Below are 12,470 nucleotides of genomic sequence, written 5' to 3' on the forward strand. Positions count from 1 at the left end.
TTATTCTGCGTCGAACAGATCCTGACCCTGTGTGTTGCGTGGCGGCGTGAGCCCCAGGTGACGCCAGGTGTTCAGGGTAGCAATGCGGCCTCTTGGGGTGCGTTGCAAAAAACCATGCTGGATCAGATAGGGTTCGATCACATCTTCGATCGTGTCGCGTTCTTCACCAATGGCTGCCGCCAGGCTGTCTACCCCAACCGGGCCACCGTCGAATTTATGCACGATGGCCTCCAGCAATTTTCTGTCCATCAAATCCAGGCCTTGTGGGTCCACTTCCAGCATGGACAGGGCGGCTTGTGCGCATTCGGTATGGATGATGCCGCCGGTTTTGACTTCGGCGTAATCGCGTACTCGGCGCAGAAGTCGGTTGGCAATACGCGGGGTGCCACGCGAGCGGCGGGCAATTTCGTAGGTGCCTTCATCCGTCGTGCTGACATTCAGTAGCCCGGCACTGCGAGCCACGATATGCGTCAGGTCTTTGACGTCATAAAACTCCAGGCGGGACACAATGCCAAAACGGTCACGCAAGGGGTTAGTCAACATGCCGGCACGAGTCGTGGCACCGACCAGGGTGAAGGGCTGCAAATCCAGTTTGACGCTGCGCGCTGCCGGGCCTTCGCCAATAAGAATGTCAATTTGAAAGTCTTCCAGTGCCGGATACAGAATTTCTTCGACGACGGGAGACAGGCGATGGATCTCGTCAATAAACAGGACGTCGTTAGGTTCCAGGTTTGTCAGCAAGGCGGCCAGATCACCGGGGCGCTCCAGCACGGGGCCGGAAGTCTGGCGCAGGTTCACGCCCATTTCATGGGCAATGATGTGGGCCAGCGTGGTTTTACCCAAACCGGGAGGGCCAAACAGCAAAACGTGGTCCAGCGCTTCCTGGCGTTGGCGAGCAGCCGCAATAAAGATTTCCAGCTGTTCGCGCGCCCGAGCTTGCCCGACATAGTCCTCCAGCATCTTGGGTCGCAAGGCGCGTTCGATGGACTCTTCGTTGGGTGACAAGGGTTTGGGCGTAATGATGCGCTGTTCAGAAGGCAGGCTGGAGAGCGAATCGGAATGTATGGCCATGATGACTACGCTGATTGAATATACAGTATGGTACACCAAGCACCCACCGCCTGAGTATCAGGGCACATGGCAGTGTTCATGGAGTGCGCGGGCAAATCGGTCATCCGTAGCAGCCAGGCTGGATTTGTCCGGCCAGCGCTAGGCTGCTTCGCATGGCATCGCGCATAATGTGGGTTGGAGTTTTTAATCGAGATTTTAGCCATGTCCCTGGAATTACCTGATTTTGCTGATGTTGTAGCCGCCGCTGAACGCTTGGCGCCTGTGGCACACCGCACACCGGTCTTGACTTCCGCAACCTTGAACGAGCGCCTGAATGGCGAAGTCTACTTCAAGTGCGAGAACTTTCAGCGTATTGGTGCTTTCAAGTTTCGCGGTGGCTTCAATGCGCTGGCGCAGTTGAACGAGCAGCAGAAAAAAGCAGGGGTCGTCGCTTTTTCCTCGGGCAATCATGCGCAAGCTGTAGCCCTGTCGGCCAAGCTCTTGGGGATACCGGCCACCATCATCATGAATTCGGATGCTCCGGCTGCCAAATTGGCCGCAACGCGTGGCTACGGTGCCAAAGTGATCGAGTACGATCGCTTGACCCAAGATCGTGCCCAAATTGCACAAGAGCTGGTCGAGCGTGAAGGGCTGACCTTGATTCCTCCCTTTGCGCATCCTGATGTGATCGCGGGGCAGGGAACGGCGGCACTGGAGCTGCTTCAGGAAGTGCCGGACTTGCAGCAGTTCTATGTTCCATTAGGGGGCGGTGGCTTGCTGTCGGGCTGTTTGCTGGCCGCCAAGGCTATGGCACCGGCTTGTGAAGTCTTTGGTGTTGAGCCGCAGGCTGGGGATGATGCCCAGCAGTCCCTGCGTAGTGGGGAGATCGTCAAGATTGCTCCGCCTGCATCGATTGCTGATGGGGCGCTGACCCAAGCTTTGGCGCCCATGACGTTTGAGCTGATTCGCAGCATGGTCACAGATATTTTGACGGTGCCTGATACCGAGCTGGTTCAGGCCATGCGTTTCTTTGCGGAACGCATGAAGATGGTTGTGGAGCCTACAGGTTGCTTGGGTGCCGCGGCGGTAATGCGTCAGGGTGATTTGCAAGGCCGCAAGGTTGGCGTACTCATCAGTGGCGGGAATGTGGATGTATCCGCCTTGGGGCGTCTGCTCGCTTGATAAATGGAATAGTTTTTAAAAATCGGGCCGTTCATATGAACGGCCCGATTTTTTATACATAGCAGTGTCGTCTCAAGCGCGTGACAGCGATTTCAGCGCTTGCTTGATCCCTTCTGACACATCAATATCATCTGGCAAGGCTTTGACAGCAACACTGGCTTCCTTGTTGGAGTAGCCCAATGCTTCCAAAGCGTGCAGCACATCATCCCGGCTATTGGGAGCGGCGCTGACTGTACCGCCGCTGCCCAGGTCTGCACCCAGCTTGCCACGCAGTTCCAGTAAAAGACGCTCGGCTGTTTTCTTGCCTATGCCCGGAATCTTGACCAGACGGGACGTTTCCTGGCGCGTAATGGCATCAGCCAGTTCTTCTGCACTCATGCCCGAGAGCAAGGACAGGGCGGTGCGGGCACCAATGCCCGTAACTTTGATCAGTGCCTTGAAAGTGCTGCGCTCGTTCAGGCTGGAAAAGCCAAACAGCACGTGAGCATCTTCACGAATAGCCAGATGGGTGAACAGATTGACCTGTGCGCCCAGCTCTGGCATTTGGTAGAGCGTACTCATGGGGACATCGATTTCATAACCGACCCCACCCACATCCACACAGATGGTAGGCGGTTGTTTTTCGATCAAGGTACCCCGGATGCGACCTATCATGACGTTCCTTCTGGAGAGTTAACCCAAGATCCGGCCAGCGCGAATGCGACGGCGCGGCCCGGTGGTGATGGCTCCGCCTTTTTGCAGGCCGCCCACCACACTGCTGTGATGAGCATGACTGATGGCGCAGGCCAGGGCATCGGCCGAGTCCGGTGCGGGCAGGCCGTTCAGCTGCAAGAGCCGCTGGACCATCAGCTGGATTTGTTCTTTGGCAGCATGGCCGCTGCCGGTGACGGTTTTCTTGATCTGCAACGCTGTGTATTCATGTACATCCAGCCCGCCTACGGCCAACGCACACAAAGCGGCGCCCCGTGCCTGCCCCAGCAAAAGGGTGGAGGCAGGGTTGCTGTTGACAAAGACTTTTTCGATGGCAGAGGTATCGGGCTTGCTTTGCTCAATCACTTCAGTGATATGAGTCAGAATCAGCTTTAGCCGCTCTGCCAGAGGCAGATCAGGCGGGACCACGATGGTCCCGCTGGCCACATAGCGCAAGCTGGGCCCCTGGGCGTCGATCACTCCGAAACCAGTGCGACGCAAGCCAGGGTCTATGCCCAGGATTCGCATATTAGTGACGGAAGTGGCGTGTGCCGGTCAAGACCATGGCAATACCACGCTCGTTGGCGGCGGCAATGACTTCGTCATCACGCACGCTGCCGCCGGGTTGAATCACGCAGGTGGCGCCTGCTTCGGCAACTACATCCAGACCATCACGGAAGGGGAAGAAAGCGTCGGACGCAACAGCCGAACCCTGCAGGGTCAAGCCAGCGTTTTCAGCCTTGATGGAGGCGATGCGGGCAGAGTCCACACGGCTCATCTGACCAGCGCCCACACCCAGGGTCATGCCCTGACCGCAGAACACAATGGCGTTGGATTTCACGTACTTGGCCACGTTCCAGGCAAACAGCATGTCTTGCATTTGCTGGGCGGTAGGTTGTACTTGCGTCACGACCTTGAAGGCTTCGGTGTTGTCGCGGAAGGTGTCGGGCGTTTGCACCAACCAGCCGCCGCCGACACGTTTCACGTCGAAAGCGTTGTGAGCCTGACCGGGCTGAATGCTCAGCACGCGCACGTTCTTTTTCGCGGCAAACACGTCCAGAGCACCTTGCGTGTAGGAAGGTGCCAGCAGCACTTCTACAAACTGGCTGCTGATCGCCTGGGCAGCGGCTTCGTCCACTTCACGGTTGAAGGCAATAATGCCGCCAAAGGCCGACGTCGGGTCAGTTTGGAACGCTTTGCGATAGGATTCCTCGGCGGTTTCGCCCAGAGCGACACCGCAAGGATTGGCGTGCTTGACGATGACGCAAGCGCCCGCGTCAAAGCTGCGTACACATTCCCAAGCGGCATCGGCGTCAGCAATATTGTTGTAGGACAGTTCCTTGCCCTGCAGCTGCTTATAGCGACCCAGCAGACCTTCGCCAATGGTGCCGTCTGTGTAGAAAGCCGCGCTTTGATGCGGGTTCTCGCCGTAGCGCAGAGTCTGTTCCTGTTTGAGCTGAATGGTCAGCACATTGGGCCAGGTGTTCACTTCGGGGGCGCTGTCCTGGGCAGGCTCGGCCTGAGCCAGGCTGGTGAGGTAAGCCGCAATAGCACCGTCGTAAGCGGCGGTGTGGGCGTAAACCTTGGCGGCCAGTTCCAGACGCAGGCCGTAAGAAGGGTGACCAGCAGGGCCATCCATATCAGCCAGTACGCGTTCGTAATCGACAGGGTCAATTACCACACAGGCGCCGCCTTCAGGCGTGCCGTGGTTCTTGGCAGCAGCGCGCAACATGGCGGGGCCACCAATATCAATGTTCTCTACCGCATCGGCAAAGGTGCAACCCGGCTTGGCAATGGTTTCACGGAAAGGGTAGAGGTTGACGACCAGCAGATCGATACGGTCAATGCCGTGCTCTTCCAGAGTCTTCAAATGTTCGGCGCTGTCGCGACGCGCCAGCAGGCCACCGTGAATTTTTGGATGCAGTGTTTTGACACGGCCATCCAGAATTTCTGGCGAACCGGTGTGCTGGGCCACTTCGGTAACTGTCAGGCCAGCTTGGGCCAGCAGCTTGGCGGTGCCACCAGTGGATAAAAGCCGCACTCCGCGTTTGACGAGTGCTTGGGCAAATTCGACAATACCGGTTTTGTCGGAGACAGAGAGAAGAGCTGTCTGGATTTTCATGGAAGGTGAGACTTGAGAGTTAGGAATCAGGGTTGCAGATTGTGGGCACTGAGCTTCTTGCGCAAAGTACTACGCGTGATGCCCAGCATTTCTGCGGCCTTGGATTGGTTGCCCGCGGATTTCTCCAGGGCAACTTGCAGGACAGGCCGTTCCACGCAGGAGATGACCATCGACAACAGATCGCGTGGCTCGGATTCGCCCAGATCGGCGAAGTAGCGTTCGAGGCGTTCACGTACGGACTGTTCTAGTGGGTTGGTCGTTGACATTTTTTTCTGAAGGTATACGTAGTACTTAAATACAAAAGAGCCACACAGCTGTCTGTTATTGCAGGTAGGGCTGGTCCAGGTCGCATTCTTGAAACCAGTGAGTAATGGCTTCTAATTGATCTGCACAGTTTTCGATACGATTAATCTGGTCCAGCCAGTGTCGGGAGTCCGGCATATCCGACAAATACCAGCCTATATGCTTGCGGGCAGTACGTACTCCAGTGTGCTGCCCATAGAAAGCGTAATGGTCTTGCAGGTGTTCGATCATGCAATCGCGCAGTTCGCCGAAGGTGGGGGCTGCACGATGTTCGCCATGTTCGAGGTAATGCAGGATTTCCCGGAAAATCCAGGGTCGTCCTTGCGCGGCTCGACCGATCATGACGGCATCCGCTCCGGTGTACTCTAGTACGAATTTTGCCTTTTCGGGACTATCGATATCCCCATTGGCGATGACCGGAATAGAGAGGCTGTTTTTGACTTCGCGTATGGTGTCGTATTCGGCGTGGCCCTGGTAGAAGTCGCAGCGGGTGCGGCCATGCAGAGTCAAAGCGGCGATGCCGATATCCTCGGCCAAGCGGGCAATACGAACAGCATTGCGCGATTGCGCATCCCAGCCGGTGCGGGTCTTGAGTGTAACCGGAACCTGGTAGGGAGTACATGCCTTGACAACGTGTTCAAGGATTTCAATGATGCGTGGCTCGTCACGCAAGAGGGCGGAACCCGAGGCCACGTTACAGACTTTTTTGGCCGGGCAACCCATATTGATATCAATGATGCGAGCACCTTTGCCGATATTGAACACAGCGGCTTCGGCCATCATTTCAGGGTCTGAACCGGCAATCTGTACAGCGACCGGATCCGCTTCACCTTCGTGATTCAAGCGTCGTGACGTTTTCACACTGTCCCATAAGCGCTTGTTGCTGGCGGCCATTTCCGAGACGGCATAACCGGCGCCCAGCGTCTTGCACAGACGACGGTAAGGTCTGTCTGTGACTCCAGCCATGGGGGCAATGAAAATAGGGTTAGGAAGGGTCCAGGGGCCGATACGCATGGGGAAGATTTTAACCCTGCGACACGGGTTCGTGGGCAAGGACTTACAAGAAGAATAAGGGGTGGCCCCGCATCGGGGCCTGTAACGCAGGTGGGCCTAGGCGCGCATTCCTTGCAGCAGCTGCCGGGCAAATGGCTGCCGGGCGAAGGGCAGGGTGTCCATGGCCAACAGTCCCAGACCACATGCATGCTGGATCAATGGATTCCTGGTGGCGAACAGACGCGGCAAGGTGTCGGTGATGGCAGCGGTCAACCAGCGATCTGGGCGACGCAAACGGGCATAGCGGGCCAAAAAGGGATCGGGGTTCTGGCTGCAATCAGCTTGCCAGGCGGCCAGACACTGTGACAATTGTGCGACATCACGCAAGCCCAGGTTCAGACCCTGACCGGCAACCGGGTGCAAGGTCTGGGCGGCATTGCCTACTGCCAGCAGGCGTTCGGACAAGCGACTGGGGCCAGCATGAAAGGCAAGCGGGAAGATGTGACGCTTGGACACCAGCTCCAGATGTCCCAGGCGCTCTCCAAAGGCTTGCAGCATGGCGGCCTGGAACTCTTGAACAGGCAGCTCGGCCAAGGATTGGCTGCGTTCCGGGCTATTGCACCAGACGATGGCATATAGATCGGGAGCGTCAGGGTGGGGCAGAGCTGCAAAGGGGCCGTGCTCGGTGAAGCGCTCGTAGGCCCAGCCGGTTTGAGGCTGGCTGGCGCGCACCGTCGTCAACAAGGCATGTTGACCATAATCGCGTCGCACGCCGGTAGGGCGGACGCCATCACACTGTACGGCAATCAAGGCTGTGGCTTGACCCGCATCGTGGTCGACCAGAATCTGTTTGGGGGCGGAGTGGGTACGGGCCTCCTGAGCGGGCAGCAGCGTGACGCCGCTGTCCCGGAGCCGGGCATGCAGGGCCCAGAGCAAATCATCGTAATGAACCACGGCGCCAAGGTCAGGTACACCCAGTTCGTCGGCTTGAATCAGACAACGGCCCAGACGTCCTTTTTGGGAAACATGCACGGTGCGCATCAGGGCGGCGCGCTCGGGCCAGGCTTTGAGCTGATTCAGAATCAGGCGACGGCTGCCGTGATTGAGGGCCAGGGTGCGTGGATCGCCCTGGGCATGTTCGGTACTGGCCAGATTGAAGTTTTTCCCCAGAACGGCAATGCGTGACGGGCTTGGGTGCTGGGCAACCAGCATTAGCGCCAAAGATGCGCCTACGGGACCGGCGCCACAAATGGCGATGTCGTAGTCGGTGGCATTCATGGGGGACCTCATGACGGCAAGGAAGTAATTCAGGTATTGTACGGGAAGGTGGCTGTCAAATTGGCTTTAAGCAAATGACAGCTGTGCGCAATGGCTGGCAGCACAAGCCCGGATTGGATGCCCTGCATGTCTCAGCAGACTTTGTCATTTGAACAGACCAAACCTTTTCGCCATAAAGTCACCGCTGCGTGGCTGTCTCTTCTATTAGGTGTGGTGGGCGCACAGCACCGCTATCTGGGCAGACGTTTTTGGTATGTCCCTTTGATGTTTACCAGCCTGGCCATTCTGGGAACGCTGATGTTTCAGCAGGGGCTGGATTCGTTATTCCCCAATTTGCTGATCTTGCCGGTCAGTGCCGGGATTATCGAGGCCGTGATTCTGGCGCTGCGTAGCCCCGAAAAATTTGACGCGCTCTACAACCCCCAAAGCGAGCAACACAATCAGCATGGCTGGCCCAGCGTCCTGACAGCGGTGGTCTCGACGGTTGCCTTTGCCAATATCAGCCTGTTCTGGCTGGTACACATCATCATGGCCTTTTATCGTTATATGGGCTGGCTGGATCTGTCTGTGTATTAAACACATCAAGTGCCTTGTAAAGTAAAGGTTTTTCACAGGCCTGCCCTTGTGGCGAGGGCTTGCGCACGTTACAATACGGGTTCTTTAGTTTTATAGGAGCTGTGTGGTGAATCCCGACCCCGGCGACAGTGCTAGTCGATCTATGTTCGACCTATCTATGTCCAGGCGCGTTCAGGCCCGCTGATTCCTTCACAGCTTGCCGCGTCCTGGAAATTTCAGGGCGTGGTGTCTCAGGCGGCTGTTCTGCTGCCTCAAATTCCCCGCCATTTCATTCTCTGGAAAGCCTTTGGCTTTCTGAATCCTGATGTGTTGCAACTTTTATGTGCAATAGGGGGAATGTATGCGTATTTTCGATCTCTTTTTGCGCCGTGCCGGCATCCAGGCTTCTGCCCTGCGTGCTCGTGCCCCTTTGTCCGTCTCCCGTTTGACGGTTGTCTGCCCTCGTGGCGATCTGGCCCAGATCCGGCGTCGTATTTACTCGGACCTGAATACCGCGGGCATCCGCGTGGCCAATGTGCAGGTAGACCATTCCGATACGCACGATACGGCGTGCGTGACCTTGACTTGCCCGCCTGAGCTGCGTGCAGAACTGATGCAGCGTGCCCGACTGATTCGGGATTATCCCGGTGTGCTGAATGTGAAGTGGGCAGGGCGGGAGCGTATTGCTATAAACTAAACCGCAACTGGATTTGTTGCGGATGGCGCTGCTATGTCCTTGCTCGACTGGCTGACACCTTGGGAGTTTTCTCCTGTTCTGCTTTTGACCTTCTTGCTGGTCATCGCTTTGTACGTCCGGGGGCGGCAAGTACACCGCCCCAATCTTTTGCGCCAGTCCTTCTTCTGGATTGGCCTGATTCTCCTCTACCTTTCCTTGCACACGCGCCTGGACTATTACGCCGAGCGCATGTTCTTCATCCATCGGGCCCAGCATTTGATCTTGCATCATCTGGGCCCCTTGTTCCTGATGGGTGCCTATCCCGGTCAAACCTTGCGTGCGGGGCTGCCGTTGAGCTGGCGGCGGGCTTTGGCTCAATGGTTGCGCCGACCCAGTGGCCGACGTGTTCAGGCTGTCCTGACCAACCCGATACTGGTCGCCTTTCTGTTTGTTTTCCTGGTCCTGATCTGGATGCTGCCTACGGTGCAGTTCTATTCCATGCTGGACTGGCGTTTGTACCGTTTGATGAATTGGTCTGTGGTCATCAGCGGGATCATGTACTGGAACCTGATTCTGGATCGTCGGCCTTCACCACCGGCCCGGCTGTCGGTGGGTGGGCGTATACTTTCGCCGGTTATTACGATGGTGCCGCAGATGATTGTGGGCGCCGTCATCACATTTACTGAATACGACCTTTATCCGATTTTCGATTTATGCGGTCGTGCCATTCCGGGTATGGATGCGCTGGCTGATCAGGTCATGGGTGGCCTGATTATGTGGGTGCTGGCCGGTCTGGTTGAAGTGTTTGGCCTTTTGTATGCCTTGGGCACCTTGATGCGCCTGTCAGCGCGTCACCGTTTGCCAGAATCTCGCAAGCGGACAAGCGCTATGATGGTCAGGGCCAATTGATTTTGTCGGGAGTATCCATGCAGTTTAAACCCGCCCGTTCCGCGCTTTCTCTATGCCTGGCTTTGTCGCTGGCTTTCGGTTCAGTGTTGCCTGTGCAGGCGCAGCCTGTGGGCATCCCTTCAATGGGAGCAGCTTCGGGTGCCGAGTTGTCTCCGGCTTTGGAGCGGACTTTGGGCAATGCCATCATGGAGCAGGGCAGGCGTTCACCCGACTATGTCTCGGACCCGGATATCAATCAGTATTTGACGGATATGGGCCGCAAGCTGGCCCAGTACGGTCCTGCCATGGCGCAGCCAGTGACGGTATTTGCCCTGCGTGATAGCAGCATCAACGCCTTCGCCTTGCCCGGTGGCTATATCGGTATTCATAGCGGGCTGTTCACGGCTTCACAGTCCGAGTCCGAATTGGCCTCGGTGCTGGCTCACGAAATTGCCCACGTAGCGCAACGTCACGTGGCTCGCGGTATTACCCAAAGTGCGCAAAGCAACCATTTGCTGATTGCTGCTCTGGCCGGAGCCTTGTTGGGGGCCCTGGCGGGCAGTGGTGACCTGGCGATGGGGGCGGCTGCTTTCGGACAAGCAGCGGCCGTGGATAGGCAGCTGGGTTTTTCTCGTCAGGCCGAGCAAGAAGCTGACCGCGTCGGTTTCGAGATGCTGCTCAAGGCTGGTTATGAGCCACAAGGCATGGTGCAGATGTTTCAGCGTCTGGCCGCGGCTTCGCGTCTGAATGAGCGCGCGACAGCCAATGAGTACGCCAGCACTCACCCCATGTCTCAGCAGCGTGAATCGGACATCAGTAACCGGGTGCGCGGTCTGCCAGCCAGTAATTATCAGGACACCCCTTCGTTCTGGTATATCCGTGCGAAGTTGATGGTGATGCAGGCTGGGGGTGGGCAGTCCTTGCGTGTTCTGGAGCAGGCGCTGCAAAGCACGAACCAGTCACAAAGTGATCTGGAGCGCTCTGCGGCGCAATACGGTCTGGCCTATATTGCGCAAGGCCGTCAGGATTATGAACAGGCTCGTGCGCATCTGACCGAAGCGCGGGGACAGGGCAAATTCCAGGCTCCGGAGCTGGATACCCTGGGTATACGCATTGCGATTGCCGATCGAGATGTGCAAGGTGCTTTGAATTTGGCCAAGCAGGCCTGGCAGCGTTGGCCCAAGAGCCAAGGCGTGGCTTTGGCTTATGTGCAGGTTTTGCAGCAATTGGGGCAAAACGATCAGGCGCAGGCTTTCTTGATGGAGCGTATCAAGCAATGGCCTGATGAACCCCAGCTGCATCAGTTGCTGGCACAAACCTATGATCGTTTGGGCGACGGTGTAAAGGCCCGACGTACCATGGCTGAGTACTATCAATTAGTGGGGGCTCTGCCTACCGCTGTGGAGCAATTGCAGCAGGCCCGCAATTTGACCCAGGACTTCTATCAGCAATCCGAGCTGGATACGCAGATTCGTCAATTGCGTGAACGTGTGGAAAGTGAGCGTATCTTGCTGGAGCGTTTCCGCTCCTGATGAGCCCGCAGGCCCGCTTTAGCCAATCTTAGCTATTGGTTTCAAAGAAGCGGGCCAGTCTTGCGGGTAACCAACCCATATTGCCGGGGATGCTGCCCGTGATGAAACCGACGTGCCCGCCTTCGGCAGGTTGATGCAGCAGGATGGAGTCCGAGCAGTCCTGAATGGTCGGCAAGCTGGCATGCGGCACGAAAGGATCGTTGCGAGCATTCAAAACGAGCGTAGGGATTTTGATATTGCGCAGCAAAGGCTTGCTGGATGCGCGCGTCCAGTAATCCAGCGCATGGCTGAAGCCGTGCATGGGCGCGGTATAAATGTCGTCGAAGTCGCGTATGGTGCGGGCCTGATTCAAGCGGGCAGTATCGACCATGCCTGGAAAACGGTGGGTCTTGTCCTGCAGCTTGCTGCGCATGCTTTTCAGAAAATAGGGCGAGTAAAACCAGCGGCCCATTCGGGATTCGGACAGGTAGCGGCCGCAAGCGACCAGATCCAGTGGTACCGAAATGGATGCACATGCCTGCAACCAGGACACTTCATCACCCGCTTCCCCCAAATATTTGAGCATGGCATTGCCGCCCAGCGAGGTGCCGGCTACGTGCCAGCGCACATTGGGCAGATGGCCTCGAACCGTATTCAGGATAAAGCTGATTTCTTCCGAGTCACCCGAGTAATAGGCGCGTGCCATGCGATTCGGGAAGCCCGAGCAGCCCCGGAAATGAGCGACCACCACAATCCAGCCACGGGCGCGGAAGTACTGGGCGATTGCCTGGATGTAATGGCTGCGGCTGCTGCCTTCCAGCCCATGAAACAGAACCAGGGCATGGGTATCGGCCGTGCTGGGCAGGCTGTCCCAATCCTGGGGTTGCATCCAGCGACGGGCGGCGGTGCGGGATAAGTGGGCGTCGGGTTGGGCGGTGGCACCGTTGGCCAGCTTGTCGGCAAACAGGCCAGGCCCGGTCCAGTCCAGGTCCAGGAAGTCGCCATCGGGTGTATCAATCCTTTGACGGACAAAGGCGATATGGTGATGGCGGGCAAAAAATGCCCCATGAATGGTCTGTATGTGTCCGCCAGGTAACCAGGCGGGCAGGGGGCAGGCGCTGGCATCCAGACGGGCAACCGTATCGGCATGACGCCAGGGTTGCGCGTCAGCTCCGGGCACAGGGCCCGGCTCTATCGCATTGCCAGAGGGGGGAGCAGTGGG

General features: G+C 57.3%; 13 protein-coding genes. 5 read left to right on the forward strand and 8 right to left on the reverse strand.

The annotated features are described in order from the left end of the window. The gene (ruvB, locus tag MID00_RS12425; RefSeq protein ID WP_003803078.1) at positions 1-1,071 is read right to left on the reverse strand and encodes a Holliday junction branch migration DNA helicase RuvB; all 1,071 of its coding nucleotides are present in this window, start codon (positions 1,069-1,071) and stop codon (positions 1-3) included. Positions 1,072-1,272: 201 nt separating this feature from the next. On the opposite strand from ruvB, the gene MID00_RS12430 reads away from it, so the two are divergent. Then, positions 1,273-2,232 (forward strand): threo-3-hydroxy-L-aspartate ammonia-lyase, encoded by a 960-nt coding sequence (locus MID00_RS12430; protein ID WP_009459790.1) that lies wholly within the window; start codon positions 1,273-1,275, stop codon positions 2,230-2,232. 72 nt (positions 2,233-2,304) lie between these two features. Here MID00_RS12430 and ruvA read toward each other — a convergent pair whose 3' ends face one another. The 6 genes from ruvA to MID00_RS12460 form a co-directional block, all read right to left on the reverse strand. After that, positions 2,305-2,886, reverse strand: coding sequence for a Holliday junction branch migration protein RuvA (gene ruvA / locus MID00_RS12435; protein ID WP_009459792.1), 582 nt, complete (start codon positions 2,884-2,886; stop codon positions 2,305-2,307). Between the two features lie 18 nt (positions 2,887-2,904). Further along, positions 2,905-3,450: a crossover junction endodeoxyribonuclease RuvC gene (ruvC, locus tag MID00_RS12440; RefSeq protein ID WP_009459794.1), complete on the reverse strand. Its 546-nt coding sequence runs from the start codon at positions 3,448-3,450 to the stop codon at positions 2,905-2,907. 1 nt (position 3,451) lies between these two features. Then, positions 3,452-5,044, reverse strand: a complete 1,593-nt coding sequence (gene purH, locus MID00_RS12445) for a bifunctional phosphoribosylaminoimidazolecarboxamide formyltransferase/IMP cyclohydrolase (RefSeq protein WP_254498897.1) — start codon at positions 5,042-5,044, stop codon at positions 3,452-3,454. Positions 5,045-5,070: 26 nt separating this feature from the next. Then, positions 5,071-5,310, reverse strand: coding sequence for a helix-turn-helix domain-containing protein (locus MID00_RS12450; protein ID WP_003803089.1), 240 nt, complete (start codon positions 5,308-5,310; stop codon positions 5,071-5,073). Positions 5,311-5,365: 55 nt separating this feature from the next. Beyond that, entirely contained in the window at positions 5,366-6,361 is a 996-nt protein-coding gene (dusB, locus tag MID00_RS12455; RefSeq protein WP_035271912.1) for a tRNA dihydrouridine synthase DusB, read from the reverse strand. 96 nt (positions 6,362-6,457) lie between these two features. Continuing rightward, on the reverse strand, positions 6,458-7,618 hold the full coding sequence (locus MID00_RS12460) for an FAD-dependent monooxygenase (protein WP_254498898.1): 1,161 nt from the start codon (positions 7,616-7,618) through the stop codon (positions 6,458-6,460). A gap of 126 nt (positions 7,619-7,744) precedes the next feature. On the opposite strand from MID00_RS12460, the gene MID00_RS12465 reads away from it, so the two are divergent. From MID00_RS12465 to MID00_RS12480, 4 genes are all read left to right on the forward strand, one after another. Then, positions 7,745-8,194, forward strand: coding sequence for a hypothetical protein (locus MID00_RS12465; RefSeq protein ID WP_021446960.1), 450 nt, complete (start codon positions 7,745-7,747; stop codon positions 8,192-8,194). Positions 8,195-8,534: 340 nt separating this feature from the next. Next, positions 8,535-8,870 carry a hypothetical protein gene (locus MID00_RS12470; RefSeq protein WP_003803097.1) on the forward strand — a complete coding sequence of 112 codons (336 nt, stop codon included), beginning with the start codon at positions 8,535-8,537 and terminating at the stop codon, positions 8,868-8,870. A gap of 33 nt (positions 8,871-8,903) precedes the next feature. Further along, the gene (locus tag MID00_RS12475) at positions 8,904-9,758 is read left to right on the forward strand and encodes a cytochrome c oxidase assembly protein (protein ID WP_250756015.1); all 855 of its coding nucleotides are present in this window, start codon (positions 8,904-8,906) and stop codon (positions 9,756-9,758) included. A 17-nt stretch (positions 9,759-9,775) separates the two neighbouring features. Next, a complete protein-coding gene (locus MID00_RS12480; RefSeq protein ID WP_250756014.1) occupies positions 9,776-11,269 on the forward strand; it encodes a M48 family metalloprotease in 1,494 nt (497 codons plus the stop codon). A 28-nt stretch (positions 11,270-11,297) separates the two neighbouring features. Here the strand turns inward: MID00_RS12480 and MID00_RS12485 are convergent, their stop codons facing one another. Continuing rightward, positions 11,298-12,428: a YheT family hydrolase gene (locus MID00_RS12485; protein WP_009460098.1), complete on the reverse strand. Its 1,131-nt coding sequence runs from the start codon at positions 12,426-12,428 to the stop codon at positions 11,298-11,300. Positions 12,429-12,470: the final 42 nt, after the last annotated feature.

The organism is Alcaligenes sp. NLF5-7 (genome assembly GCF_024266725.1).
GTDB classification, from domain to species: Bacteria; Pseudomonadota; Gammaproteobacteria; order Burkholderiales; family Burkholderiaceae_B; genus Alcaligenes; species Alcaligenes phenolicus.

Excerpts from the sequence above, each read along its gene's own strand:
- ruvB (WP_003803078.1), bottom strand. The coding sequence starts at position 1,071 with ATGGCCATACATTCCGATTCGCTCTCCAGCCTGCCTTCTGAACAGCGC.
- MID00_RS12430 (WP_009459790.1), top strand. The coding sequence starts at position 1,273 with ATGTCCCTGGAATTACCTGATTTTGCTGATGTTGTAGCCGCCGCTGAA.
- ruvA (WP_009459792.1), bottom strand. The coding sequence starts at position 2,886 with ATGATAGGTCGCATCCGGGGTACCTTGATCGAAAAACAACCGCCTACC.
- ruvC (WP_009459794.1), bottom strand. The coding sequence starts at position 3,450 with ATGCGAATCCTGGGCATAGACCCTGGCTTGCGTCGCACTGGTTTCGGA.
- purH (WP_254498897.1), bottom strand. The coding sequence starts at position 5,044 with ATGAAAATCCAGACAGCTCTTCTCTCTGTCTCCGACAAAACCGGTATT.
- MID00_RS12450 (WP_003803089.1), bottom strand. The coding sequence starts at position 5,310 with ATGTCAACGACCAACCCACTAGAACAGTCCGTACGTGAACGCCTCGAA.
- dusB (WP_035271912.1), bottom strand. The coding sequence starts at position 6,361 with ATGCGTATCGGCCCCTGGACCCTTCCTAACCCTATTTTCATTGCCCCC.
- MID00_RS12460 (WP_254498898.1), bottom strand. The coding sequence starts at position 7,618 with ATGAATGCCACCGACTACGACATCGCCATTTGTGGCGCCGGTCCCGTA.
- MID00_RS12465 (WP_021446960.1), top strand. The coding sequence starts at position 7,745 with ATGTCTCAGCAGACTTTGTCATTTGAACAGACCAAACCTTTTCGCCAT.
- MID00_RS12470 (WP_003803097.1), top strand. The coding sequence starts at position 8,535 with ATGCGTATTTTCGATCTCTTTTTGCGCCGTGCCGGCATCCAGGCTTCT.
- MID00_RS12475 (WP_250756015.1), top strand. The coding sequence starts at position 8,904 with ATGTCCTTGCTCGACTGGCTGACACCTTGGGAGTTTTCTCCTGTTCTG.
- MID00_RS12480 (WP_250756014.1), top strand. The coding sequence starts at position 9,776 with ATGCAGTTTAAACCCGCCCGTTCCGCGCTTTCTCTATGCCTGGCTTTG.